Origin of the sequence: Caulobacter soli (genome assembly GCF_011045195.1) — a bacterium.
In the GTDB taxonomy this organism is placed as follows: Bacteria; Pseudomonadota; Alphaproteobacteria; order Caulobacterales; family Caulobacteraceae; genus Caulobacter; species Caulobacter soli.
The window spans coordinates 4,295,954-4,319,948 of record NZ_CP049199.1 but is presented as its reverse complement, the minus strand read 5'-3'; the positions used below and the strand labels follow the sequence as shown (position 1 = coordinate 4,319,948).

Below are 23,995 nucleotides of genomic sequence, written 5' to 3'. Positions count from 1 at the left end.
CAGGTCCAAGCTCACCCCTCCGCATGACGAGGCGCGCCATGACCCGATCGTTCTGTTCCATTGTGGCGGTCTTAGCCCTGGTGACGGCCGGCGGCTTGGCCGCCTGCGGTCAGAGCTCCAGCTCGACCAGCGTCGTGCTGGAGGGGCCGCCCGACAAGGTCGAGGCGCTGATCGCCCAGCACAGGCTGCTGGAGGCGCCGGTGCAATCGCACGTCGAGAAGCTGCCCGATGGTCGCGAGCGCGCGGCGTTCAACAAGCCCAAGGGCCTGCCCGCCGGCGATCTGATCGCCCTGGGCAAGGCCGCCGCCGGGGCCGGGGTCAATTTCGAATATTCCAGCGGAACGCAATGGAGCGCGGGCGACGCACAAAAAAGCCCTCCGGCGCGGACCGGAGGGCCTGTCGTCTAGAGCGCGCCTGGCCTACCGCCCGGCCCGACGGCGCAGGGCGCCGCGCATGAAGTCCTGGGGGGGATCGGCCTCGGCGATGATGGAGTCGCGGATGGCGCGGGGCTCGCCGAACAGGTGGCCCTGGCCGTAGCCGATGTCGAGCTCCAGCACGTCGACGACCTGGCGCTCGTGTTCGACCTTCTCGGCGATCACCTCGATGCCGTAGCGACGGGTCAGGCCGGCGAAATCCTCGGCGTTGAGGTCGGGCAGCGAGGCGATGACCAGCTTGCCGTCCTGCTCTTCCAGCTGCTCCAGCATCATCGTGGCGCCGATCTTCAGGAACTTGACGTCGGCGCGGGCCAGGTCCTGGAAGTCCAGGTCGAGGTCCGTGACCTTGTCGAGGCTGAAGCGGAAGCCCAGGCTGGCCAGGCGGGCCATGTGGCGGGCCTCGACCGGGCCGCGGTCGTTGAAGGCGGCCTGGCCTAGTTCGAAGATCAGGGCGCCGTGCAGGTCCTTGTTGACCTGCAGGAACTCCAGGAACTGGGCGAAGAACACCTCGTCGGCCAGGCTGGCCAGCGAGATGTTGCAGAAGATCCCGACCTTGCGGTCCTGCTTGGCCAGGCGACGGACGATCTGCACGCAGCGGAACAGCAGCAGGTTGTCGATCGCGGCGGTCAGGCCCTCGGGCTCGGCCACGGCCAGATATTCGGCCGGCATCATCACGCGGCCGGTCTCGTCGCGCAGGCGCGAGAAGCTTTCGTAGAAGACGGTGCGGCGTTGGGGCAGGCTGACCACCGGCTGCAGGTAGAGGTCGACGCGGTTCTCGGCCAGGGCGTCCTGCACGGTCTCGATCAGGGCGGTGGACTGGGGCGAGCGGCCGCGCGGCTCGGCGCGGGCCACCTCGACCTGATAGGTCAGCTGGTGCTCCAGCCGCTCGCTCATGCGCACGACCAGGTCTTCCAACTGGTGGACCTCGCTGGTCAGTTCGGCGGAGCGCTTCTGGGCGTCGTCGGCGACGGTCTCCAGCAGGCCGGTGATGCGGGCGTCCACCTTCTCGACCTGCTCCAGCAGGATGCCGTGGGCCTCGCGGATGGTCTCGATGTCGACGCGCAGGGCCGCGCCCTGCAGGACGCCCGCGATCACGCCGTGGATGGCGAAGCACAGGCCCATGGCGCCGATGAAGGCGGCCAGGCCGACAGCCGGCGCCGCTCCCATGCGCCAGAGGGCCAGGGAGATCACCAAGGACAGACAGAGATAGGCGCCGGTCAGCAGCGCCAGCATCAGCCTTCGCATTCGAGGTCCCTACGAATCGTCAAGCTCAGTATGCGAGTCGCGCTGGCCGTGAGTCGAACAGATTAACGACTCTGAGCCATTACGCCGCGCCTTAACCACAAATCATCTGTTCGTGAACGCGCGACGAGACGGGTCGGGTCGCGAACAGAGGCGGCGACGGTGACGATCCGGGGAGGCGGCCTAGGGGTTGGGCCCCGGCGTGGGAACCGGCTCCGGCTTTGTCGGGCCGGTATAGGGCAGCGAGGAGTGGTGCAGGATGATGCGCACCACGCCCTGGTCGTCCTTCTTGAAGGTCCAGGTCTTGTCGACGGTGGTCACCTTGCCGTCCTTGTCGGTCATGATGACGTTGCCCATGGTGTTGGCGACCTTGCCGTTGATCTGCAGACCGACGTCGCGGATCTCGACCTTGCGCCAGCCCTTCAGCGCGAAGCCGTCGTCGTTGGGATAGTTGGGGTCGTGGCCGACGAAATAGGCCAGGGCGCCCTCCTTGGTGAGGCGGAAGGTCTGGGGCGCTTGGGTCAGGGTCGGCTTGAACAGCACCGGCCCCAGATTGTAGCCGTAGGCCTTGTCGATGACCGTGCTGGCCAGCGGCCTGGCCTTGTCGATGCCGCCGCTCTCATAGGCCAGGGAGATGGCCACCAGGGCGTCGCCCCAGGCCCTGCCCGCGGCGCGCACCTCCGGCTCGGTGATATCGCCGCCGTGCGGATCCGCGGGGGCGCAGGCCGGCGTTCCGATGATGGCGGCCAGGGCGAAGGCCGAGGCGACCAGGGCTCGGCGGCTCGTGCTGGCGAGGCCGGGATCGTTCTTCGTCGTCATGCTGGAAACGCGCACTAGCACCTCCTTCTGTTTGGGAAGCTCGACAGTTCACGACCCAAGCTTCCGCATGCCGCAAAAGTTGAGTCAATGTAACGAGCCATTTTTAAGTGTGCTTGTCGCGACGCGGCCGCGACCTCGACGCGCGCAGCAGCGCCCTATTCCGGACATGACAGCGTGACCTTGGACTGATAATCGTTCGCAAGTTTTTCCGGTGCGACCATGTCCGACGCTCTCAGCCTGACCCCCGAAATCGCCGAGCCCTTCGCCCTCGCCGCCGGCGAGAGCCCGCTGAGCTTGGCCCGCAAGGGCCAGCGCGGCGTGATCGTGCGGGTCGGCGGCCAGACCGGGCGGTCGGAGTCGATCGATCCGGAGGAACTGGAGCGTCGCCTGCTGGAGATGGGCTTCGTGGAGGGCGCCGCGTTCGAGGTGCTGCACGAGGGCCTGTTCGGCAAGGATCCCATCGCCGTGCGCATCGACGACATGCGCGTGGCCCTGCGCCGCCGCGAGGCCGCCGCCGTCACCGTCCAGTTCGAAGAGGCCTGAAGTCTTGACCGACGCCGCCCTGCGACCCGCGCGTCTCGCGCTGGTCGGCAATCCCAATTCCGGCAAGACCGCCCTGTTCAACGCCCTGACCGGCAGCCGCCAGAAGGTCGCCAACTACGCCGGCGTCACCGTCGAGCGGAAGGAAGGCGTGCTGACCCTGCCCGGCGGTCGCGGCGCGCACATCCTGGACCTGCCCGGCACCTATTCCCTGCGCGCCCGCAGCCCCGACGAGGTGGTCACCCGCGACGCGGTGCTGGGCAAGCTGGCCGGCGAGACGCCGCCCGACGTGGTCATCTGCGTGGCCGACGCCACCAACCTGCGGCTGGTGCTGCGCCTGGTGCTGGAGCTCAAGCAGGTGGGCCGGCCGTTCGTGCTGGCGCTCAACATGTTCGACATCGCCCAGCGCCAGGGCCTGCGCATCGACCTGGAGCGGCTGTCGGCCGAGATCGGCGCGCCGATCGTCACCACCGTGGCCACCCGCAAGCGCGGGTTGGAGGAACTGGTCGCCAAGGCCGACGCCCTGGCGCTCAGCCACGAGGGCCAGCACGAGAACGTCTGGCGCGAGCCGACCGCCTCGGAGATCCGCGCCGCCCACCGCGAGGCCCAGCGGATCGTCAAGGACTGCGTGCGTCCGGCCGAGCGTCCCGACACCATCACCGGCAAGGTCGACGCCGTGCTGCTGAACCCTGTCGGCGGCCTGCTGATCCTGGGCGTGCTGCTGTTCGTGATGTTCCAGGCGGTGTTCACCTGGGCCGAGCCGGTCATGAACCTGATCGAGGCGGCTTTCACGATGCTGGGCGGGGCGATTGGGAGCGTGCTGCCGGACGGCCTGCTGCGCAGCTTCATCACCGACGGCCTGATCGCCGGGGTGGGCAGCGTGCTGGTCTTCCTGCCTCAGATCCTGATCCTGTTCTTCTTCATCCTGGTGCTGGAAGACAGCGGCTACATGACCCGCGCGGCCTTCCTGATGGACAAGATCATGGGCGGGGCGGGCCTGCATGGCCGGGCGTTCATCCCGCTGCTGTCCAGCTTCGCCTGCGCCATTCCCGGGATCATGTCGACGCGGGTGATCGACAACAAGCACGACCGGCTGACCACCATCCTTGTGGCCCCGCTGATGACGTGCTCGGCGCGGATCCCGGTCTACACCCTGATCATCGCCGCCTTCATTCCCCACACCAAGGTCTGGGGCGTGCTCAGCCTGCCGGGCCTGGTGATGTTCGGCCTCTACGCCTCGGGCATCGTCAGCGCGCTGATCGTGTCGTTCGTGATCCGCAAGATCTTTTGGCGCGGCACGGTCGAGCCGTTCATGATGGAGCTGCCGACCTATCGCTGGCCCGAGCCGCGCAACGTTCTGATGAACCTGTGGACCCGGGCCCAGATCTTCCTCAACCGCGCCGGCCGCATCATCCTGCCGCTGATGGTGCTGGTCTGGGTGCTGTCGACCTTCCCCTATCCGCCGGCGGGCGCGACGGGACCGGCCATCGACTACAGCTTCGCTGGACGGATCGGGCACCTGATCGCGCCCGTCATGCAGCCCATCGGCTTCAACTGGCAGATGACCGTGGCCCTGATCCCCGGCTTCGCGGCTCGCGAAGTGGCCGTCGCGGCCCTGGGCACGGTCTACGCCGTGGGCGGCGACGACGAGGCCGGCACCAACCTGGGCGCCCTGCTGTCGCACCAGTGGTCGCTGGCCACGGCCCTGTCGTTCCTGGCCTGGTACGTCTTTGCCCCGCAGTGCGCGGCGACCCTGGGCGTGGTCAAGCGCGAGACCAACGGCTGGACCTGGCCGACGGTGATGTTCCTGTACATGACCGGCCTGGCCTATCTGGCCTCGTTCGTCACCTACCATGTCGCCGTGGCGATGGGGGCGGGGTAGGGGGCTCGAACTCCTCGTCCTTCGACAAGCTCAGGATCAGGAATTCGAATGCCGACCTCGCAAAGTAGACCTCATCCTGAGCTTGTCGAAGGACGAGGGCGGACCCGCGTTCGACGGCGGGTCTAACTCGACAGCCCCATCCACCGCGCCACGCCCAGGAACCACGGCCAGTGCGGAGCGTGGAACATGGTCAGCTGCAGGCCGACCAGCGCGCCCAGGGTCAGCCACCAGGGCGTGGCCCAGCGCCCGCTCAGGCCGTCGCGCACGACCAGGCCCGCCAGCACCGCCTCCACGGTCCAGAAGCTGGGATCCAGCGCCCCGGCCAAGCCATGAAGCGCCGGGATGTTCATGCCGTAGAGGCGTCCCAGGGCCGGGATCAGGGCGATGAACACGGTCGAGGCCATGAACCGCGAATGCAGGAACATGGTCCGCCGATAGACCAGGGCCAGCACGAGCAGCAGGCCGAACAGCGGCAGCGACCAGATGTCGATCCAGGCCAGGATCAGGCGCAGCTCGCGGCTGAAGTGCGAGTGCGGGCCCAGCATGTCGTGGATCACCACGAAGGCGCTGACGATCAGGGCCGGCGCGATGACCAGGGCGGTCCGCCCCATCCAACGGTGCGCGCGGTTATGACCATGGCCGATCAGCCAGCTCTGGACCACCAGCAGGGCCATCCAGGTCACGGCCAGCGCGCCGTGCGCCTCGCGCATCGGATCCAGCGGCCCGAACGCGCCCGTGAAACTGGGCCAGAACCCCAGCAGCATGACGGCGAACGCCAGCACGAAGGCGAGATAGAGATTGCGCACGACCGGCTCCCCCAGAGGTGAAGCTTGCGTAACACGGGTTTGTGAGCGTGGCGACCGCGTCTCAATAGTACGATTTTAGAAACTATAGGTTTCGATCATTTCTATATCTGCGGCAATCGGTCGCGTCCATCTTGGCTTGGCAAACAGCGAGCGACGGCCAGCCGCCCCTCGCAAACCCTTAGAGCGACAAGGAAAACAATCATGAGCAGCGGCTACGTCACCACCCAGGACGGCACTGAAATCTTCTACAAGGACTGGGGCCCCAAGACCGCCCAGCCGATCGTCTTCCACCATGGCTGGCCGCTCAGCGCCGACGACTGGGACGCCCAGATGATGTTCTTCCTGGGCCAGGGCTACCGCGTCATCGCCCATGACCGTCGCGGCCACGGCCGCTCGACCCAGACCGATGTCGGCAATGAGATGGACACCTACGCCGCCGACGTCATCGAACTGGCCCGCCACCTGGACCTGAAGAACGCCATCCACATCGGCCACTCCACCGGCGGCGGCGAAGTCGCCCACTATGTGGCCCGCGCCGAGGCCGGCCGGGTCGCCAAGGCGGTGCTGGTCGGGGCGGTCACGCCCCTGATGCTGAAGACCGAGGCCAACCCGCTGGGCTTGCCGCTGGAAGTGTTCGACGGCTTCCGCAACGGCACGGCCTTCGACCGCGCCCAGTTCTTCCGCGACGTCGCCGCCGGCCCGTTCTACGGCTTCAACCGGGAGGGCGCGAAGGTCAGCCAGGGCGTGATCGACAACTGGTGGCGCCAGGGCATGCAAGCCGGCGTCAAGGCGCTCTACGACTGTGTGGCCGCCTTCTCGGAGACCGACTTCACCGCCGACCTGAAGGCCATCGACGTGCCGGTGCTGGTGCTGCACGGCGAGGACGACCAGGTCGTGCCGATCGACGCCTCGGCCCGCCAGGCGATCAAGCTGCTCAAGAACGGCAAGCTGATCACCTATCCCGGCTTCCCGCATGGCATGGCGACCACCCATGCCGACGTCATCAACAAGGATCTGCTGGCGTTCGTGAAGGCGTAGGGCTCGCGCTCAAGATCGACACTTCAAACACCGTGCGTGGTCCTCGTCCTTCGACAAGCTCAGGATGAGGACCACGTGCAGGCTTGGTCAGTAGAAGACCTCATCCTGAGCTTGTCGAAGGATGAGGTTTTCGCTGAAGCCGGATCAGGCCCCTAAGTCTTCGGCATCAGCGCCTCGACGACCTGGTCGATGCTGAAGCTGGCTGACTTGGCGCGCGGCGGGAAGGCCTTGAAGCTCTCCAGCCACTCGGCCAGCAACGGCGGCGCGGCGTAGAGCAAGTAGTTCTGCTCCAGAAACCAGTCATTGTACTTGAAGCTGTCCTCGCCCCGCTCGAAGGGATCGGCCCGCAGGTCGAAGAACTTAGGGATGCGCATTGGCGACAGGGGCTCGCGCCAGACGTCCAGGCCCGAGCTACGCTGCTCGGCGAAGACGATCTTGTAGCGGCCCATGCGCAGGCCCATGCATTCGCCGTCGTCGCTCCAGTAGATGAAGCCCTTGCGCGGCGATTCCTCCTCCTCGCCCTTGAGGAAAGGCAGCAGGTTCAACCCATCGAGGTGGACCTTGTAGGTCTTGCCGTCGATCTCGTAACCCTTCTTGACCTTCTCCACGAGGTCGGGCTCGCCGTTGGCGGCCGCGAAGGTGGGGATGAAGTCCTGCAGCGAGGCGATGTCGTTGATGATCCGGCCCTTCTCGACCACGCCGGGCCAGCGGATCACGCAGGGCACGCGCCAGCCGCCTTCCCAGTTGGTGTCCTTCTCGCCCCGGAACGGCGTGGCGCCGCCGTCGGGCCCAGGTTAGAACCTCGGCGCCGTTGTCGGTGGTGAAGACCACGACCGTGTCGTCGGAGATCCCCAGCGCCTTCAGCTTGTCGAGCAACTGGCCCACATAGCCGTCCAATTCGACCATGCCGTCCGGATAGACGCCCAGCCCCGTCTTGCCCTTGGATGCCGGCTTGAGGTGGGTGAACACGTGCATGCGCGTGGGGTTGAAGTAGCAGAACCAGGGCTGGTTCTCCGTGGTCTTGCGATCGATGAAGTCGAGCGCGGCCTCGAGGAACTCCTCGTCCACCGTCTCCATCCGCTCCTTGGGCAGGGGGCCGGTGTTCTCGATGGTCTGCTTGCCGACCTTGCCGAAGTGCGGATCGACGGTGGCGTCCTCCGCATCGGTCGCCTTGCACTTCAACACCCCACGCGGCCCGTATTTGGCGCGGAAGGCCGGGTCCTTGGGATAGTTCTCGTAGTAGGGCTCCTCCTCGGCGTTCAGGTGGTAGAGGTTGCCGAAGAACTCGTCGAAGCCGTGGACCGTGGGCAGGTGCTCGTTGCGGTCGCCCAGATGGTTCTTGCCGAATTGGCCGGTGGCGTAGCCGAAGGACTTGAGGAACTGGCCGACCGAGGGATCCTCGAAGCTCAGGCCCTGGGCGGTGGCCGGCATGCCGACCTTGGTCAGGCCGGTGCGGATCGGCGACTGGCCGGTAATGAAGGCCGCCCGGCCGGCGGTGCAGCTCTGCTGTCCATAAAAGTCCGTGAACAGCGCGCCGTCCCGCGCGATGCTGTCGATATTGGGCGTCCTGTAGCCCATCAGGCCAAGGTTGTAGGCGCTGACGTTAAACCAGCCGATGTCGTCGGCCATGATGAACAGGATGTTGGGCTTGCCGTTGGGCATGGTCGCCTCCGTCGGACGCCCACGGGCCGGGGCGCGCGAGGCGACTATCCGGTGGTCGATCCTGGCGCGACATCGGCCGAATCCCCGATTTTCCAGCCCGCGCTTTCCGCAGGCTAGTCTGGGGTGATCACCCTCCGCTTCCGGGAGCGAAAAAACCTCGTCCTTCGACAAGCTCAGGATGAGGTTTTCGAATGCCGGGGCCTATGAGTGGTCCTCATCCTGAGCCTGTCGAAGGGCGAGGATGCACGGCGTCGAACGCCCGGCTGCTGCGCCAGGGTGCGTTGCTTACCGCGTCGGGACCGGCACATCCCCGCGGTAGTCGTAGAAGCCGCGGCCGGCCTTCTTGCCCAGCCAGCCGGCCTCGACGTACTTCACCAGCAGCGGGCAGGGGCGGTACTTGCTGTCGGCCAGGCCCTCGTGCAGCACGTTCATGATGCTCAGCACGGTATCGAGGCCGATGAAGTCGCCCAGCTCCAGCGGGCCCATCGGATGGTTGGCGCCCAGCTTCATGGCGGTGTCGATGGCGTCGACCGTGCCCACGCCCTCGTACAGGGTGTAGATCGCCTCATTGATCATCGGCACCAGCACGCGGTTGACGATGAAGGCGGGGAAGTCTTCGGCGTTGGACGTGATCTTGCCCAGCGACTTGGCGAAGGCCACGGCGCGTTCGTAGGTCGGCACGTCGGTGGCGATGCCGCGAATGATTTCGACCAGCTTCATCAGCGGGACGGGATTCATGAAGTGCAGGCCGATGAACCGCTCGGGGCGGTCGGTGGCGCTGGCCAGCCGGGTGATCGAGATCGACGAGGTGTTCGAGGCCAGCAGGGTGTTCGCGCCCAGGTGCGGCTGCAGGCTGCGGAAGATCGCCTTCTTGATCTCCTCGTTCTCGGTCGCGGCCTCGATGGCGATGTCGGTGGCGCCGATCAGGGCCAGGTCCTCGGCGGGGCTGATCCGCGCCAGGGCCGCGCTCATGGCGGCCTCGTCGATGAGGCCGCGGCCCACCTGACGGGCCAGGTTCTTCTCGATCAGGGCCAGGCCGGCGTCGATGCGCTCGCGCGAGACGTCGTGCAGACGCACGTCATAGCCGCCCAGGGCGACGACATGCGCGATCCCCGACCCCATCTGGCCGGCGCCGATCACGCCGACCGTCTTGATATCCGTCATTCAGACAAGCCTTGCTGGTGGGCCTTGTTCGAGGCGGGGCAGGGCGTTGCTCGCCCGGCCCGAGTTCATGCCCGCTTTTCTAGCACGAGCAACCCCACACTCGCCAAGGCTTTGCTGCGACGCAGCGCAAACCGTTGCCAGGCGACCGGTTCGAGGGCGCGAACATCGCCTCGGCGCGATGTTCGTCCGGTGAGGTGGCGGCGGACTGACGGGCGGCTATGGTCACGGAAACAACCAAGGGGAAGCGGATGGACGGGTCGCTTATCGACGCGCGTGGCGGCTGGGACGCGGCGGCGCTGGCCGCCCGCCAAGCCGAGATCAACGGCCGGCCGCAGCGGATCGAGCCGCTGGCGAACGACGAAGTGGGCGAAGACCTGCAAGCGCTGATCACCGATATCCTGGCCTCGATCAGCGCCTACCAGCCTGTGGAGATCGACGCCTATTTCCGCACCGTCGCCAAGCATCCGGAGGTCTTCCGACGCCAGATGGAGATGGGCACGACCCTGTTCACCGGTCGGCTGTCGCCGCGCGACCGCGAGCTGGCCGTGCTGCGCATCGCCTGGCTGTTGCGCGCGCCCTACGAGTGGGGCGAACACGTGGTGATCGCCAAGCGCTACGGCATGACCACGGACGAGGTCGAGCGCGTGACCCAGGGCTCGGCCGCGCCGGGCTGGAGCGAGCACGAGGCGGCGGTCCTGAGCGGCGTCGAGGAACTGCTGTCCCGGCAGGCGATCAGCGACGAGACCTGGGCGGCGCTGGCCGCGACCTGGGACGAGGCGCAACTGATCGAGTTTCCGATCATGGTGGGCCAGTACGTCGCCACCGCCCTGGTCCAGAACGCCCTGCGCATCCGCCTGAACGACACCAATCCGGGGCTTGGCCGGCGGTGATCGGATGACAGGGTTTGAGGCGAGCGCCTAAGCTCGTCGCATGACCCTGCTTCGCCCCTCCCGTCGCCACGCCCTGGCCCTGGTCGCCTCGGCCGCCGCCGCTCCGGCCTTCGCCGCGCAGGCCAAGCCCGAAGACTGGAAGACCCTGGCCGCCGATGTCCGGTCCGAGTTCCAGTGGGCCTGGCGCGGCTATGTCGCCAAGGCCTGGGGCAAGGACGAGATCAACCCGGTCAGCGGAACCTCGTCGTCGTTCTTCGTCGAGGGTCACGACCTGGGCCTGTCCCTGGTCGAGGCGCTGGACACCTTATGGATCATGGGGCTGGACGCCGAGTTCCAGGCCGGGGTCGACTGGGTCAAGACCAGCCTGGATTTCGACGTCGATGGAAACGCCCAGGTCTTCGAGACCAATATCCGCTTGGTCGGCGGCCTGCTGTCGGCCCACCTGGCCAGCGGCGATCCCGTGCTGCTGGCCAAGGCCCGCGACCTGGCCGACCGCCTGGCCAAGGCCTTCGAGGCCTCGCCCCACGGCCTGCCGTATCGCTATGTGAACCTGCGCACCGGGGCGGTCAGCGATCCGGAAACCAACCTGGCCGAGATCGGCACCTATCTGTCGGAGTTCGGCGTGCTCAGCCAGCTGACCGGCGAGCGCAAGTATTTCGACATGGCCAAGCGAGCCATGCGCCACGCCCTGGACCGCCGCTCGAAGATCGGCCTGATGGCCGCCAACATCCACGCCGTCACCGGCGACTTCACCAGCCGCAACGCCAGCATCGACGTGTATGCCGACAGTTTCTACGAGTACCTGTGGGACGCCTGGGCGCTGTTCGGCGACGCCGACTGCAAGCGCTGGGCGGTCGAGTGCGTCGACGCCCAGCTGGCCCACCAGGCCAAGCGCTATGGCGGCCGGCTGTGGTTCCCGATGGTCGACTTCGAGACCGGGGCGGTGACCTCCACGGCCCAGAGCGAGCTGGCCGCCTACTATGCCGGCCTGCTGGGTCAGGTCGGCCGCAAGGCCCAGGGCGACGACTACCTGGCCTCGTTCACCTATCTGCAGGCGACCTACGGCGTGATCCCGGAATCGATCGACGTCACCACCGGCCAGCCGCGCCGCAAGCACACCGGCCTGCGCCCGGAATATCCCGACGCCTGCCTGAACCTGTGGCTGCTCGACCGCGACCCGCGCTATCGCCAGCTGGCCGCGATCCACTATCGGGAAATGAAAGCCACCAGCCGCGCGGCCTTCGGCTACACGGCCCTGAAGGACATCACCACCCGGCCGATGACCCAGGGCGACAACTGCCCCGGCTACTGGTGGTCCGAGCAGATGAAATACTACTACCTGCTGTTCTCCGACACGCCCCGCATCGACTACGCGACGCTGCAGCTGAGCACCGAGGCCAATGTGCTGCGGGGGTTCCGGAAGGTCTGATCCGCAACGCCTGACGATTGCGGGCGGCGCACCGAACGCTATGGTGGCGCTTCGGGGGAAGTTCGATGTTTCAGCGTATTGGTGTTTCGGCGGCCGCGATCCTGCTCGCGGCTGGGTCCGCGCAGGCGGCGTCCAAGCAGGTGCAGTATGGGCCGCCTCCGGCTTGGACAGCTCCCGCGCCGACACCGACGGAAGCGCCCACGCCCGAGGGCGCGCCGGTGCGCGTGATCTACAACGATCTGCAGACCCGACTAGGCCCCGACGGCGACGAGATGTTCGTCTCCTACCGCGTCAAACTGCTGACGCCCGAGGCGCTGGCGCTGGGCAATACGCGCGCGGCGTGGAACGCCGGGTCCGACGATCTCTTCGTCCATACGCTGAAGATCTATCGCGGTGATCGCGTCATCGACGTGCTGGCCGACAACAGGTTCCAGGTCATCCAGCGCGAGGACAACCTCGACTACGCCATGCTGGACGGCCAGATGACGGCGGTGCTGCAGACCCCCGGCCTGCAGGTGGGCGACGAGCTGGTCTTCGCGGCCACGATCCGTCGCAAGGATCCCACCCTGGGCGACCGTTCGTACGGCGTGATCCAGATCCCGTCGGCCGGACAGCTGGGCGCCTATCGCATGCGCCTGGTCTGGCCCGACGGCCGGCCGGTGCAGTGGCGCGCGACGCCCGACCTGGGGGCTCTGTCCCCGGTCGCGAGCGAGGGGCGCAACGCGCTGGTCTACGAGGTGCGCGATCCGAAATCGGCCATCGTCGCCGACGGCGCGCCGTCGCGCATGAACCTGCGTCGAACGATCGAGTATTCGGGTTTCGCCAGCTGGGCCGACGTGTCCCATCACATCCAGCCGCTGTTCGACAAGGCCTCGACCCTGGCGTCGGCCTCGCCCGTCCGGGACGAAGCCCGCAAGATCGCGCAGGCGACCAGCGATCCGGCGGCCCGGGCCGAGGCGGCGCTGCGGCTGGTCCAGGATCGCATTCGCTACGTCTATGTGGGCCTGGACGGCGGCAATTTCCGGCCCGCGACCGCCGACGAGACTTGGAACCGCCGCTTCGGGGACTGCAAGGCCAAGACCGTGCTGCTGATCGCCCTGCTGCGCGAACTGGGGATTTCCGCCGAGCCGGTGCTGGGCAACGCGGCCGGCGGCGACGGCCTGAACGAGCGCCTGCCCAACCCGACGCTGTTCAACCATGTGGTGGTCCGCGCGACGATCAACGGACGCGCCTATTGGCTGGACGGAACCCGGATGGGCGACCGGCTGGCGACCCTGCCGCCGCCGAGCTTCCGCTGGGCCTTGCCGGTGCGGGCGGGCGCGGTCGATCTCGAGCCGGTCCCGACCGCGCCCCCGGCCACGCCTCAACTGGTCGAGGTGATCGCGATCGACGCCAGCAAGGGTTTCTCGGCGCCGGCCCGCTACAGGACCCAGCAGGTGCTGCGCGGCGACGGGGTGGCGAACATGCGCACGGCCCTGGCCGGGCTGGCGGCCGACGACGCCGTCCGCGAGCAGAAGGCCTTCTGGCGCAGGTCGATGACCAATGTCGAGCCCGAGACGGTCAGCTGGCGCTATGACGAAGCGCAGGGCGCGCTGGTGCTGCTGATGGAGGGCGAGGGCAAGCCGGACTGGGAAGGCGACGCCGCCGAGGGCCACAGCCTCGACATCCCCGGCGCCGGCTTCACGCCGCCCAACGAAAACAAGCGCCCCAAGGAGCAGGATCAGACCGCGCCGTGGCTGACCGACTATCCGCGCTACAAGTGCTGGGTCACGACGATCCGGTTGCCGCCGCCCGGCGCCAAGCGGGCGTGGACCTCGCTCGCCGAGCCGGTCAACCGCCGGCTGGGCGGCGTGGACTACTGGCGCGAGGTCGAGCTGCGGGACGGGGTCATGCGCACGGTGATGAGCCGCCGCGTCTACACGCCCGAAATCACCGCGGCCGAGGCCCAGGCGGTGAACGACGCGCTGCCGACGTTCGACAACAACATCTCGTCGGTCTTCGAGGGACCGGCCAAGTTGGTCAAGGCCTACGGTCAAAAGCCCGTGGCCGGCGCGCCCGCGTTCGGCGCGAAGGATCCCGACGCCATCGACTGGTCGAGTTCCGCCGCCCCTTGTGCAGCGCCGGCCGAGGCTCCGCCGTCTTCGGCCAAGGCGGCGAAGTAGGGGCGGCTACCCGTCCAGGAACGCCGCCAGCGCCGCCACCGTCTCGGCTCCCGGCGTCTCGATCGCCGGGACGTGGCCGCCTTCGCTGGACAGGAACGGCAGGCCGTTGGCCGCCGCGAAGGCCTGCATCGGCGCGTGGTAGGGGTCCTGGGCGCCGTCCCACAGCAGCACCGGGAAGTCGCCGCTCAGCACCGCCTCGGGCGCGCCGTCCAGTTGGGCGAGGGTGTCGAAACAGGCGCGCATGGCCGGTTCGATCTCCGGTGTCACCCAGGCGACCAGGGCCGGGGCGGTGGCGCGGGCGAAGGCCATGAAGAGGTCGAAGGTCAGCGGCCCCTGGGGGGTCTTGGGCACGCCGTTGACCAGGTCCCAGCCGCCGACGATCAGCGACGAGATCTTGTGCGGATAGTGCTTGGCCAGGCCCACGGCCATCCAGGCGCCCATCGAATAGCCGAACACGGCCGCGCGATCCTCACCCAGCGCGTCGATCACCGCCGCCAGGTCGCCGGCCCGCTGGTCCTGGTCGTAGAGCCGGGCCTCGGCCGGCTTGTCGCTGAGCCCGTGGCCCAGGGAGTCGACGCAGACCACCCGGTGACGACCCGCCAGCGCGTCGATGATCCCGTTGGCCTTCCAACTGGCCGCGTCCATGAACAGGCCGTGCTGCAGCACCACCAGCGGGCCGGAACCCTCGACGGTGTAGTGGATCCGCTGACCGCGGTGGCTGACGAAGGGCATGAGATCTCCGGGAGGTAAGGTCAGGATGTGGGCGGCTAGGTCCGCAGCTCGGCCGTCTCGGCCAGGAACCAGTCGCGCAGTTTGAGGATCCGCGCCAGCTTGGGGCTGTCGGCGCGCCAGACGAAGTGATTGCCGGTCTCGACGCTGACTTCTCCGGCGAAGGGGCGGACCAGGCGGCCTTCGCGCAGGTCGCGTTCGGCCAGGCCGCTGCGGGCCAGGGCCACGCCCACGCCGTGGGCGGCGGTGTCCAGCATCAGAGCGGTGTCCTCGAAGCCCAGGCCCTGCTGGCGCGGGGCCTCGTCCACGCCCATGGCCGTCAGCCAGATCGACCATGGCAGGCCCACATGGCGCAGCAGGGGAACGTCCAGCAGGTCGCGGGCCTCGCGGATCGGGTGGCGGACCAGGAAGTCGGGACTGCAGACCGGAAAGATCCGCTCGATCATCAGGGTGGCGGCCTCGACGCCGGGCCAGACCCCGCAGCCGAAGCGCAGGGCGATGTCGACGCCGTCGGTGGTCAGGTCGGCCACCCGGTCCTCGGCGCGGACGATCAGGTCGGGCTCGTCGGTCTCGCGCGCCAGCCGCTCCAGGCGGGTGACCAGCCAGCGGCTGGCGAAGGCGGCGCTGCTGCTGATCACCAGCGGTCCGCGCGCCGCCAGCCGGGCGTCGTCGACCCCGGCGTGCAGGGTGGCCAGGGCGGCCGTGACCTGGTCGGCCAGGCGCTGGCCCGTGGCGGTGGGGACCATGGCGTTGCCCTGGCGCACGAACAGCTTGGTCCCCAGTTCGTCCTCCAGCTTGCGGATCTGCTGGCTGACCGCGCCGTGGGTGACGAACAGCTCGCGGGCCGCGCGGCTGTAGCTGCGATGGCGGGCGGCGGCCTCCAGGGCGGTCAGGGTCAGGAACGGCGGCAGGCGCATGGATACCAATTGGGGTCGTTAGTCTGGCTCACAAGCCGGCGCAGATACCATCGTTCGTAAATCGCGGCCCGTCGAGCCAAATTAGCTGAGCAAGGCCGGTGCGGCCGACACTCATGCTCACAGGTGCTTCGATGAAACTGCTTCTGATCGCCGGCGTCGCCGTCGTCTCGCTCCTTGTCGCCACCGCTGACAAGGTTGGCCCGCCGCTGAAGGACGGTGACGCCGTATGGTCGGCCAGCGTGCCGATCCACAGCCCGCGCTGAGGGCCCGCGCCGGTCACCCATGGAACAGCCTGGCCGGCCTCCGCGCTTTCCTCGTCATGCTGCCTGGAGGCGTGATGAAGCCGGCGTTCTATCTGTGCTGGGCGATCTGGTGGATCGGCGGGGTCGTCACCCACTATACGGGCTGGAACATGGGCCACGCGGTTTGCGTGAACCTGTTCGGAACCCTGACCCTGGCCCTCGGCTTCGTCTGGGTCGCGCGCCGAATCTGGCGCAAGGCCAAGGCTGGGGCGCGGCGCGATCGCGCGGAATCTGCTCCTCACCCGTGAAGCGGGGAGGAACCAAAGAAAAAGGCCCGGGATCGCTCCCGGGCCTTTCCTGTCTTCGCCTTGCGACGAAAGTCTTACTTACCGGCCGCCGTCAGGGCGTCCATCAGTTCGGGCACGGCGGACTTGTAGTCGGCCACCAGGCCGTAGTCGGCGATCTGGAAGATCGGGGCGTCGGCGTCCTTGTTGATCGCGACGATGATCTTGGAGTCCTTCATGCCGGCCAGGTGCTGGATGGCGCCCGAGATGCCGATGGCGATGTACAGCGCCGGGGCGACGACCTTGCCGGTCTGGCCGACCTGGTAGTCGTTGGGGGCGTAGCCCGCGTCGACCGCCGCGCGCGAGGCGCCGACGGCGGCGCCCAGCTTGTCGGCCAGGGGCTCGATCACCTTCTGGAACTCTTCGGCCGAGCCCATGGCGCGACCACCCGAGACGACGATCTTGGCCGCGGCCAGTTCCGGACGGTCGGACTTGACCATCTCTTCGCTGACGAAGCGGGTCTTGGCCGCGTCGGCGCCGCCGACGGTTTCCACCGAGGCCGAGCCGCCTTCACCCGCCGCCGGGAAGGCGGTCGGACGGACGGTGATCACCTTCTTGGCGTCCGAGGTCTGGACGGTCTCCAGCGCGTTGCCGGCATAGATCGGGCGCGTGAAGGTGTCGGCCGAGACGACCTCGACGATGTCGCTGATCGGGGCGACGTCCAGCTTGGCGGCGACGCGCGGGGCGAAGTTCTTGCCGCCCGAGGTGGCCGGAACCAGGATGGCGTCATAGGCGCCGGCCACGGCCAGCACCGCGTCGGCTTGCGCCTCGGCGATGCCATGGCCCAGCGCGTCGCTCTCGGAGACCAGCACCTTGCGGACGCCGGCGATCTTGGCGGCTTCGGCGGCGACGCCGGCGACGCCCTTGCCCAGCACCAGGATGTCCACGTCGCCCGACAGCTTCAGGGCGGCGGTGACGGTCTTGTGGGTGCCATCGCGCAGGTGCGCGTTGTCGTTATCGGCGACGACGAGAACGGCCATTACAGCACCCCCGCGGTTTTGAGCTTGGAGACGAGGTCGGCGGCGGTCTCAACCTTGACGCCGGCCGAGCGCTTGGCCGGTTCGGCGACCTTGACGACCTTGAGGCGCGGGGCGACGTCGACGCCGTAGTCGGCGACGGTCTTCTGCGCGATCTCTTTCTTCTTGGCCTTCATGATGTTGGGCAGCGACGCGTAGCGCGGCTCGTTGAGGCGCAGGTCGGCGGTGACCACGGCGGGCAGGTCGACGTCCAGGGTCTGGAGGCCGCCGTCCACTTCGCGGGTGACCTTGGCGGTCGAGCCCGAAACTTCCAGGGCCGAGGCGTAGGTGGCTTGCGGCCAGCCCAGCAGGGCCGACAGCATCTGGCCCACGGCGTTGTTGTCGCCGTCGATGGCCTGCTTGCCCATCAGCACCAGCTGGGGCGCTTCCTCGGCGACCACGGCCGCCAGCAGCTTGGCGACGGCCAGGGGCTCGGGATCGGCGTCGGTGGTGATCAGGACGCCGCGGTCGCCGCCCATGGCCAGCGCCGTGCGGATGGTTTCCTGGGCTTGGGCCGGGCCGATCGAGACGATCACCACCTCGGTGGCGACGCCCTTTTCCTTCAGACGGACAGCTTCCTCGACCGCGATCTCGCAGAAGGGATTCATCGACATCTTGACGTTCGCCAGGTCGACGCCGGTCTGATCGGGCTTCACCCGGACCTTCACGTTGTAATCAATAACCCGTTTGACCGGGACCAGAACCTTCATCGGTCTACGCCGCCTCCTGGCTAGTTTTTCCTGCCTGCGGGGAGGGCATTACCGCGTCCACGCAGGTTTGCAAGTTTCCCCTGACGTAAGCGTAATGCAATATCGCCCGGGGCAGTCAAACGATCGTAGGACAGTTCCCGCCGCGCGTCTGCTGCGCTGCACACTCAAGCTGGCGATATCGCGGGTGCAGCCCCGCGCGCTTTAGCCTCTGGCCAGCCTCGCGACGGGCCAGTATGAGGCGCTCATGAAGAGCAACATCACCCGCCTGCAGTGGACTTTCTTCGGCATCTTCCTGGCCGCCTGCGTCGGCGTCTTCGCCTATCACTACCTCTGGGTCTGGCCGAAGGCGCGTTGCGACGCGCGCGGCGGCGCCTGGGCGGGCAAGTGGATGAAGTGCGGCACGATCTATCCGATCGAGACCCTGACCCACCGCCCGCTCAACGTGCCGCCGATCAACACCGATCCGAAGAAGATGGAAGGCCCGTCGGCGAGCAAGCCGGCGAAGTAGGGCGGGGCGCTTACTTCAGGCCCAGCGCGGCGCGGTCGGCCAGATCTCTCCGCATTCCGGACAGGCGTCTGAAATCGAGCGCGGTCCAGCCCTCGAGGCCCGGACAAGAGCGGTTCGTCAGGGGCGGACCCTTCAAAATTCCGTTCTTGTCCACCAGCCGCAACACCATCTGGTTGTTGATCAGGCCTCGGACCACGTGGCGATTGGATCGTGGTGAGCAAAGCACCTCGCGGACGATCGCGGCCTGCCGATCGAGGATCTTCGCGCGCTCGAAGGCCGGCGTTGTCGGCAGGTGTGAACTGTCGACGATGAAGCCCCTGTACGGCTTTTGCGGCGGAAAACTCGGCGCCAGCGCGTCCAAGCGCTGCTGAATGTGAGCGGCGACCGGGGGATTTTCGACGCCGATGATCGCCGCGGCCTTGATCTTGGCGAGGTCGCTCTTCTGGGCTGGTTCGAGGGCGCGAAACAGGTCGCTGGTCACCGGCGTCTCTCCGGGCGACAGCGTCATCTGCGAGGTCGCATCGACGTCGACGAAGAGTGCGCCGCCGTTGTCGTCAGGCAAGGTCGCCTTGTTGAGTCTGGCGGATTGGAAAACCGCGCCGTCCAGGGTCGCCAGGCTGAAATCGGCGCCTTGCGCCTCGACGTTACTGAACGAAGCGCCTCGCAGGACGGTCGCCGCCAGGTCGGCGCCCCAAAGTTTGGCGTAACCAAAGTTGGCGGCGGTCAGGTCGGAGGCCCTAAATTGCGTTCCTATCGCCCGAGCCAGCGAGAAGTCAGCCGAACTCAGATCGGCCTTCGCGAAAGTGACGCCGCGCAGGTCCGCCGCCTGGAAGCGCGCGCCTTGCATTAGGGTATGCTGGAATGCGGCGCCCTGAAGGGACGCGTTCTGGAAGTTGGCCGACGGCAGGCGGGCGCAGACGGCGTCGTGGGGCGGCGGCTCGTCGTCGTTGAGATGCTCCATCCAGATGCAGCCGAACCAGGCGCTCTGCAGTTTGGCCTCGATGAAGGAAGCTCCGGTCAGGTTTGCGCCGCTGAAGTCGGCGCCGCGCAGGTCGGCGCGACGGAAGATCGCGTTGCTCAGGTCGCGGCCGCGTAGGGACAGGGGCTTGGCGGGGTCCGAAAGGCGGGCTTCGGCCAGCATCAGGCGGTTGGCGAACAGGCTCGTGGACCGCGCGCTGGCGGCGTCGAAATCCCCCTCGAACAGAAGCCGCGACAGCTTCACCTTGTCGGCCGTCATCGCCGCCATGCCGGCGTCGAGCGCACGGGCCACGACGTTGTCGTAGACGATCTCGCCGGGAAACGTCGCCAGGCCCACGCTGAAGATCAGGACGGCCAAGGTGGGCAGGGCGGCGACCGCGCGCAGGATCCGTCGACGCGTGGGGGCGGTGTCCGGCCCGATGTTGATCCACACCGCCCAGACCAGCAGCAGGTCGATGGCGATGCAGCCGCGCTGCAGCCAGGTAATCCAGGCCTGATGAGCGGGCAGGTAGGCCAGCTGCAGCTGGATCAGGACCAGCAGCGGGGCCAGGGTTCCGGTGATGGCGCAGATCAGGACCAGCAGCATCCGCAATGGGCTGCGATCGGTTCGATCCTCTCGAGCCATCAGTTGGACGAACGGAAAGGCGTCCAGCCGCTGGCGGGCGATGACGCGATCAGCCTCCAACTGCGCCGTGCGCCTCAGCACCATCTGGAAGGTGTCGACCTTGCGGGTCAGCAGCAGCAACTGCAGTGACAGGTACAGGTGGAAGACGAAATAGATCAGGGGCGCGACCACGAAATAGCCGTTCACGGGCAGGTCCACGGCCAGGACCGGCATCCGGATCGGCGTGTTCAGCAATAGGTCGCGATGCGTCACCGACGCCGTGGTGATCACCACATACAGGCCCAACACGGTGAAGCTGGTCCAGAGCACCGATACCTTGCCGGCGGCGTCGTTGACCGCCTTCTCCAGGGCGTTCAGGTCGCGCGGCTGGTAGTCGGCCAAGATCGGGTCTCCGGGGCGGGCGCGACGTCGTTATGGGTTTTCTTTAGGTTGAATCGCCGTCAAGGGCACGCTTTTCGGGCTGCTCTATCGGACCCCGGCTGAGCTCCCCATGCTGACCGCCAACGTGTCGGTGCATCCGACCCGTGTCAGCGCTTCGCGTCGGGTCGATGGCGAAAAGACGACGTGAAGCGTGAGGGGGCAGGAGAGGTTCGGCTTATCGTCTACCGCGTCGCCCCCGGCTTCCACAGCACATCCGCCGCCCCGTCGTCGTTGGCGCGGCGCGAGGCGACGAACAGCAGGTCCGACAGGCGGTTGAGGTACTTCAGCGCCGCGTCCGACACGATCTCTTCTTCCACGCCCATCAGCTCCACCACCTTGCGCTCGGCGCGGCGGCAGACGGTGCGGGCCACGTGCAGGGCGGCCGAGGCGGGGCTGCCGGCGGGCAGGACGAACGAGGTCAGGGGCGAGAGCCGCGCGTTCATCGCGTCGATCTCGCGCTCTAGCCGCTCGACCTGGCTGTCGACGATCCGCAGCGGCTCCCATGCGGGCTTTTCGTTCTGCTCGGGGGTGGCCAGATCCGCGCCCAGGTCGAACAGGTCGTTCTGGATCCGCTCCAGCAAGGCGTCGAGTTCGACGTCGGCCTTGGTGTGCTGGCGCGCGACGCCGATGAAGGCGTTGGTCTCGTCGACCCCGCCATAGGCCTCGACGCGCAAGCTGGCCTTGCTGACCGGCTGGCCGGTGGACAGCCGCGTCAGGCCCTTGTCGCCGGTGCGGGTGTAGATGCGGTTCAGCGTGACCATCGCTCGGCTCCTCTACCTGGGCGCGTTGGGCCAAAATGTCCTAGGGCAAGTTGTCCTAGCGCCAGTGGCGCAACCTTCTGTTTCACTCGCTCATTGAGAGAGCGCCGTTCGTCGATCAGTGACTTTTCCACCAGAAGGCGGCGACCAGCACCAGAACGGCGAGGAACTGCAGCGCCACGCGCAGGCGCATCAGCTTGTTGGAATAGGAGCGTCCGAAATCGCCGCCCTTGAACAGGGCGAAGATGCCGATGCAGAGGGTGATCAGGACCGCGCCCAGCACGATCGGGATCAGGAAGTCGAACAGGTGAGTCATGAGGGCAAAAGGTAGGCCCTCGGTCCAGGCTTGACCAGACCGACCGTGGAATCGCGCGCGCCACGCCTTCCGACGGCGACGTTTCGCGTTCCATATCGAGATTCGCCGACTCTGTTCGTTGAGTGCATTTGTCGCAGTGACCGCGCGCTAGCGGTACCATACATGACGGAAACGCTGCCGTTCGGCGATTTTGGTTCAGTTTTTAGGTTGCGTGCCCTTGCGGCAGGGGATAAACGCGCCACCTTCAAATTCTAGTACGCGTTCGTTGAACATGATCAACTCCTCACCGCAGGTCATGTCAGCGCCCTTTCCCAGCGGGGAGGCAGGAGAAACCTGAATGGCACAGAGCGCTTGCGCCACCGTCGCCGACTTCTCCGCGTCCGAGCGCGAAGACGCCATGGCGGAAGTCCGCCAACTGATCGCTGACCTGCGCGACGCCGCGCAGGACGGACGCGCCCTGGCGCGCCGTTACGCCGACGTTCTCACCAACGTCGTCGATGAATACTGCAATGAATTCGAGAAGCGCGCCGAAGCCGCGCTTGCTCGCCTGGAGACTGTGGAATGAGCTTTGTATCCCTGAACATCGAGTCCCCGACCGAAACCCCGGTCAAGCTGACCCGCCGGGCCCTGGCCAAGCAGCGCACGCGCGAACGCGTCCTGTCGGCCGCCCGCCGCCTGTTCACCGAGCGGGGCTATGAAGGCGCAACCATCCGCGACATCGCCCAGGCCGCCGGCATGTCGACGGGCGCGGTGTTCGCCAGCTTCTCGGACAAGAGCGAGCTGTTCGACGAGATCCTGACCGCCGACTACGAAGTCATCTACGCCCAGATGAAGCAGGCCGGCGTGAACGCCACGAGCGTCGAAGAAGGCGTCATCGGCATGTTCGCCGTCGCCTACGGCTTCCACGTCGAGCAACTGCCGCTGCTGCAAGCCAGCATCGCCGTCTCCTGGACCCGGTCGGAAACCGCCGAGCGCCGCAACCGCGGCCACCTCAAGCACATCTTCGCCCTGCTGAACGGCGTGCTGACCCGCGGGACAGAACGCGGTGAACTGAAAAAGGACGCGGACGTTAAGCTGCTCGCCGAGATCATCTGGGACGTGTATGTGGCCAACTACCGCCGGGCCATTTTCGACGCCTGGTCGGTTGAGGCGCTGCTGTCGCGGCTTTCGGATCAACTGAAGGTCATCCTGGCCGGCGCTCGCGCGTAAGGTCAGGGTCGAGGGCGGACGCTCCTTCTCAGGGCGTCCGTCGGCGGATTTCAAATAAGCGACGCAAGATCCGGGGGGACAGTGCGTGGGCGTAAGAGACGATCAGAAGCAGGCGACGCGCGAGAAGGTCCTCGAGGCCGCGCGCGATCTGTTCAACGAGACGGGCTACGAAGAGACCACCATTCGGGCGATCGCCGAACGGGCGGGGGTCTCGGTCGGCAGCGTCTTCACCACCTTCGCCTCCAAGGCCGAGGTGCTGAGCCATGTCATGGATAAGCGTCTGGGCGAACTCTATGCCGAGTTCGACCGCGTCGTGCCGTTCCTGCGCGGCTCGACCGCCGACCGGCTGTGCTCGATCTTCGCCATCCACTACGAATATGAAACCCGGCGGGTGAAGCTGTTCCTGGCCCACATCGCGGCCTCGTACAGCTCGAGCCAAGACCCCGGCATCACGCCGTTCGGTCGCAACGAGCCGCTGACCCAGATGCTGCGCGAGGTGCTGGCCAGCGGCGTGGAGCGCGGCGACGTCCGCGCCGACCTCGACCCCGAGCTGGCCATCGAGGTGCTCAAGGCCGCCTATGCCTGGAACTACCGCCTGGCCGCCTGCCGCCAGGCGAACGCGGCCGAGCTGTCGGCGCTGATGGACAAGCAGATCCTGTTCATCGCCCAGGGCTGGCGGCCGACCGCTTAGCGCGTTCGCGCCTAGCCCAGGGCCCGCACCAGCGTGGCCACGGCCTGCTGCAGCGGCTTGATCAGCGCCGCGACGCCGGTGGTGGTCTTCAGCGAATAGAGCATCACCGCCGTCAGGCTCAAGATCAACGCGTTCTCCACGGCCGCCCCGCCGGTCTCGGTCTTGGCGAAGGCGCGGAACGGGCGGCGACGGCTGGGCGGCATGGCGTGTGCTCTTTCGGGACTGACGCCGTGCAACCTGCAATTGTCGGGCTGGTTTTTGTCGGTCGGATCAATCCCGCGGCCGCCATTCCGCGCGCGGCGATCGCGCGGAGCCTGTGGAAACCCACAGGTGCGCGGAGGGCGCGTTCGAGGCCATGTCCAGGCTTGGCGGCGGCCTGTTCGGCGCGCCCTGGGGTGGTGGTTGGTCTGGCGTGGCTTGGGCGGTCGACAAGATATTCGCGCGCGTGGGCCGCTGGATGCGTC

At 67.4% G+C, this 23,995-nt stretch carries 26 protein-coding genes and 1 pseudogene; 13 read left to right on the top strand and 14 right to left on the bottom strand.

Annotated elements, in window-relative coordinates; translation table 11 throughout:
- The first annotated feature begins 38 nt into the window (after positions 1-38).
- Positions 39-407 carry a hypothetical protein gene (locus tag G3M62_RS20105; protein ID WP_165190234.1) on the top strand — a complete coding sequence of 123 codons (369 nt, stop codon included), beginning with the start codon at positions 39-41 and terminating at the stop codon, positions 405-407.
- A 12-nt stretch (positions 408-419) separates the two neighbouring features.
- Here the strand turns inward: G3M62_RS20105 and tipF are convergent, their stop codons facing one another.
- Together tipF and G3M62_RS20095 are read right to left on the bottom strand one after the other, a co-directional pair.
- Positions 420-1,679: a flagella assembly cyclic-di-GMP phosphodiesterase TipF gene (tipF, locus tag G3M62_RS20100; RefSeq protein ID WP_165190233.1), complete on the bottom strand. Its 1,260-nt coding sequence runs from the start codon at positions 1,677-1,679 to the stop codon at positions 420-422.
- Positions 1,680-1,859: 180 nt separating this feature from the next.
- The gene (locus G3M62_RS20095; protein ID WP_246263341.1) at positions 1,860-2,510 is read right to left on the bottom strand and encodes a hypothetical protein; all 651 of its coding nucleotides are present in this window, start codon (positions 2,508-2,510) and stop codon (positions 1,860-1,862) included.
- Between the two features lie 204 nt (positions 2,511-2,714).
- Between G3M62_RS20095 and G3M62_RS20090 the strand changes: the two genes are divergently transcribed.
- Both G3M62_RS20090 and feoB read left to right on the top strand, forming a co-directional pair.
- Complete coding sequence (locus G3M62_RS20090) at positions 2,715-3,038, top strand: FeoA family protein (protein ID WP_165190232.1); 324 nt, start codon at positions 2,715-2,717, stop codon at positions 3,036-3,038.
- 4 nt (positions 3,039-3,042) lie between these two features.
- Entirely contained in the window at positions 3,043-4,917 is a 1,875-nt protein-coding gene (feoB, locus tag G3M62_RS20085; RefSeq protein ID WP_165190231.1) for a ferrous iron transport protein B, read from the top strand.
- Between the two features lie 122 nt (positions 4,918-5,039).
- On the opposite strand, the gene G3M62_RS20080 is transcribed toward feoB, so the two are convergent.
- Complete coding sequence (locus tag G3M62_RS20080; RefSeq protein WP_165190230.1) at positions 5,040-5,723, bottom strand: hypothetical protein; 684 nt, start codon at positions 5,721-5,723, stop codon at positions 5,040-5,042.
- Between the two features lie 201 nt (positions 5,724-5,924).
- On the opposite strand from G3M62_RS20080, the gene G3M62_RS20075 reads away from it, so the two are divergent.
- Positions 5,925-6,761, top strand: a complete 837-nt coding sequence (locus tag G3M62_RS20075) for an alpha/beta fold hydrolase (RefSeq protein ID WP_165190229.1) — start codon at positions 5,925-5,927, stop codon at positions 6,759-6,761.
- 152 nt (positions 6,762-6,913) lie between these two features.
- On the opposite strand, the gene G3M62_RS26410 is transcribed toward G3M62_RS20075, so the two are convergent.
- The 3 genes and pseudogenes from G3M62_RS26410 to G3M62_RS20065 all read right to left on the bottom strand — a co-directional run bounded on the left by G3M62_RS26410 (position 6,914) and on the right by G3M62_RS20065 (position 9,587).
- Positions 6,914-7,222 (bottom strand): hypothetical protein, encoded by a 309-nt coding sequence (locus tag G3M62_RS26410; RefSeq protein WP_205691913.1) that lies wholly within the window; start codon positions 7,220-7,222, stop codon positions 6,914-6,916.
- Between the two features lie 346 nt (positions 7,223-7,568).
- Positions 7,569-8,423, bottom strand: a pseudogene (locus G3M62_RS20070) (sulfatase-like hydrolase/transferase); the annotation flags it as partial.
- A 285-nt stretch (positions 8,424-8,708) separates the two neighbouring features.
- Positions 8,709-9,587, bottom strand: a complete 879-nt coding sequence (locus G3M62_RS20065; RefSeq protein ID WP_165190228.1) for a 3-hydroxybutyryl-CoA dehydrogenase — start codon at positions 9,585-9,587, stop codon at positions 8,709-8,711.
- A 248-nt stretch (positions 9,588-9,835) separates the two neighbouring features.
- On the opposite strand from G3M62_RS20065, the gene G3M62_RS20060 reads away from it, so the two are divergent.
- The 3 genes from G3M62_RS20060 (at position 9,836) to G3M62_RS20050 (ending at position 14,068) form a co-directional block, all read left to right on the top strand.
- The gene (locus G3M62_RS20060) at positions 9,836-10,477 is read left to right on the top strand and encodes a carboxymuconolactone decarboxylase family protein (protein ID WP_165190227.1); all 642 of its coding nucleotides are present in this window, start codon (positions 9,836-9,838) and stop codon (positions 10,475-10,477) included.
- Between the two features lie 40 nt (positions 10,478-10,517).
- Positions 10,518-11,906, top strand: coding sequence for a glycoside hydrolase family 47 protein (locus tag G3M62_RS20055; protein ID WP_165190226.1), 1,389 nt, complete (start codon positions 10,518-10,520; stop codon positions 11,904-11,906).
- Positions 11,907-11,971: 65 nt separating this feature from the next.
- On the top strand, positions 11,972-14,068 hold the full coding sequence (locus G3M62_RS20050) for a DUF3857 domain-containing transglutaminase family protein (RefSeq protein ID WP_165190225.1): 2,097 nt from the start codon (positions 11,972-11,974) through the stop codon (positions 14,066-14,068).
- Positions 14,069-14,074: 6 nt separating this feature from the next.
- On the opposite strand, the gene G3M62_RS20045 is transcribed toward G3M62_RS20050, so the two are convergent.
- The gene (locus tag G3M62_RS20045; RefSeq protein ID WP_165190224.1) at positions 14,075-14,800 is read right to left on the bottom strand and encodes an alpha/beta fold hydrolase; all 726 of its coding nucleotides are present in this window, start codon (positions 14,798-14,800) and stop codon (positions 14,075-14,077) included.
- A gap of 35 nt (positions 14,801-14,835) precedes the next feature.
- Positions 14,836-15,714 carry a LysR substrate-binding domain-containing protein gene (locus G3M62_RS20040; protein WP_165190222.1) on the bottom strand — a complete coding sequence of 293 codons (879 nt, stop codon included), beginning with the start codon at positions 15,712-15,714 and terminating at the stop codon, positions 14,836-14,838.
- Positions 15,715-15,845: 131 nt separating this feature from the next.
- On the opposite strand from G3M62_RS20040, the gene G3M62_RS26790 reads away from it, so the two are divergent.
- Positions 15,846-15,977 (top strand): hypothetical protein, encoded by a 132-nt coding sequence (locus G3M62_RS26790; RefSeq protein ID WP_281360069.1) that lies wholly within the window; start codon positions 15,846-15,848, stop codon positions 15,975-15,977.
- A 74-nt stretch (positions 15,978-16,051) separates the two neighbouring features.
- Positions 16,052-16,264, top strand: coding sequence for a hypothetical protein (locus G3M62_RS20035; protein ID WP_165190220.1), 213 nt, complete (start codon positions 16,052-16,054; stop codon positions 16,262-16,264).
- A 74-nt stretch (positions 16,265-16,338) separates the two neighbouring features.
- On the opposite strand, the gene G3M62_RS20030 is transcribed toward G3M62_RS20035, so the two are convergent.
- Both G3M62_RS20030 and G3M62_RS20025 read right to left on the bottom strand, forming a co-directional pair.
- Positions 16,339-17,280 carry an electron transfer flavoprotein subunit alpha/FixB family protein gene (locus tag G3M62_RS20030; RefSeq protein ID WP_165190218.1) on the bottom strand — a complete coding sequence of 314 codons (942 nt, stop codon included), beginning with the start codon at positions 17,278-17,280 and terminating at the stop codon, positions 16,339-16,341.
- Positions 17,280-18,026, bottom strand: a complete 747-nt coding sequence (locus G3M62_RS20025; RefSeq protein ID WP_165190216.1) for an electron transfer flavoprotein subunit beta/FixA family protein — start codon at positions 18,024-18,026, stop codon at positions 17,280-17,282. The genes G3M62_RS20030 and G3M62_RS20025 overlap by 1 nt, the downstream gene beginning before the upstream one ends.
- 244 nt (positions 18,027-18,270) lie before the next feature.
- On the opposite strand from G3M62_RS20025, the gene G3M62_RS20020 reads away from it, so the two are divergent.
- Positions 18,271-18,534 (top strand): hypothetical protein, encoded by a 264-nt coding sequence (locus G3M62_RS20020; RefSeq protein WP_165190214.1) that lies wholly within the window; start codon positions 18,271-18,273, stop codon positions 18,532-18,534.
- A 10-nt stretch (positions 18,535-18,544) separates the two neighbouring features.
- On the opposite strand, the gene G3M62_RS20015 is transcribed toward G3M62_RS20020, so the two are convergent.
- The 3 genes from G3M62_RS20015 to G3M62_RS20005 form a co-directional block, all read right to left on the bottom strand.
- Complete coding sequence (locus G3M62_RS20015; protein ID WP_165190212.1) at positions 18,545-20,518, bottom strand: pentapeptide repeat-containing protein; 1,974 nt, start codon at positions 20,516-20,518, stop codon at positions 18,545-18,547.
- Positions 20,519-20,739: 221 nt separating this feature from the next.
- Entirely contained in the window at positions 20,740-21,318 is a 579-nt protein-coding gene (locus tag G3M62_RS20010; protein ID WP_165190210.1) for a cob(I)yrinic acid a,c-diamide adenosyltransferase, read from the bottom strand.
- 115 nt (positions 21,319-21,433) lie between these two features.
- Positions 21,434-21,631, bottom strand: a complete 198-nt coding sequence (locus G3M62_RS20005; protein WP_165190208.1) for a twin transmembrane helix small protein — start codon at positions 21,629-21,631, stop codon at positions 21,434-21,436.
- A 337-nt stretch (positions 21,632-21,968) separates the two neighbouring features.
- Between G3M62_RS20005 and G3M62_RS20000 the strand changes: the two genes are divergently transcribed.
- From G3M62_RS20000 to G3M62_RS19990, 3 genes are all read left to right on the top strand, one after another.
- Complete coding sequence (locus tag G3M62_RS20000) at positions 21,969-22,196, top strand: CC0731 family SpdR-regulated protein (protein ID WP_165190206.1); 228 nt, start codon at positions 21,969-21,971, stop codon at positions 22,194-22,196.
- Positions 22,193-22,840, top strand: coding sequence for a TetR/AcrR family transcriptional regulator (locus tag G3M62_RS19995; RefSeq protein WP_165190204.1), 648 nt, complete (start codon positions 22,193-22,195; stop codon positions 22,838-22,840). Before G3M62_RS20000 ends, G3M62_RS19995 begins: the two co-directional genes overlap by 4 nt.
- Before the next feature lie 85 nt (positions 22,841-22,925).
- Positions 22,926-23,531 carry a TetR/AcrR family transcriptional regulator gene (locus G3M62_RS19990; protein WP_165190202.1) on the top strand — a complete coding sequence of 202 codons (606 nt, stop codon included), beginning with the start codon at positions 22,926-22,928 and terminating at the stop codon, positions 23,529-23,531.
- An 11-nt stretch (positions 23,532-23,542) separates the two neighbouring features.
- On the opposite strand, the gene G3M62_RS19985 is transcribed toward G3M62_RS19990, so the two are convergent.
- Positions 23,543-23,734, bottom strand: coding sequence for a hypothetical protein (locus G3M62_RS19985; RefSeq protein WP_165190200.1), 192 nt, complete (start codon positions 23,732-23,734; stop codon positions 23,543-23,545).
- Positions 23,735-23,995: the final 261 nt, after the last annotated feature.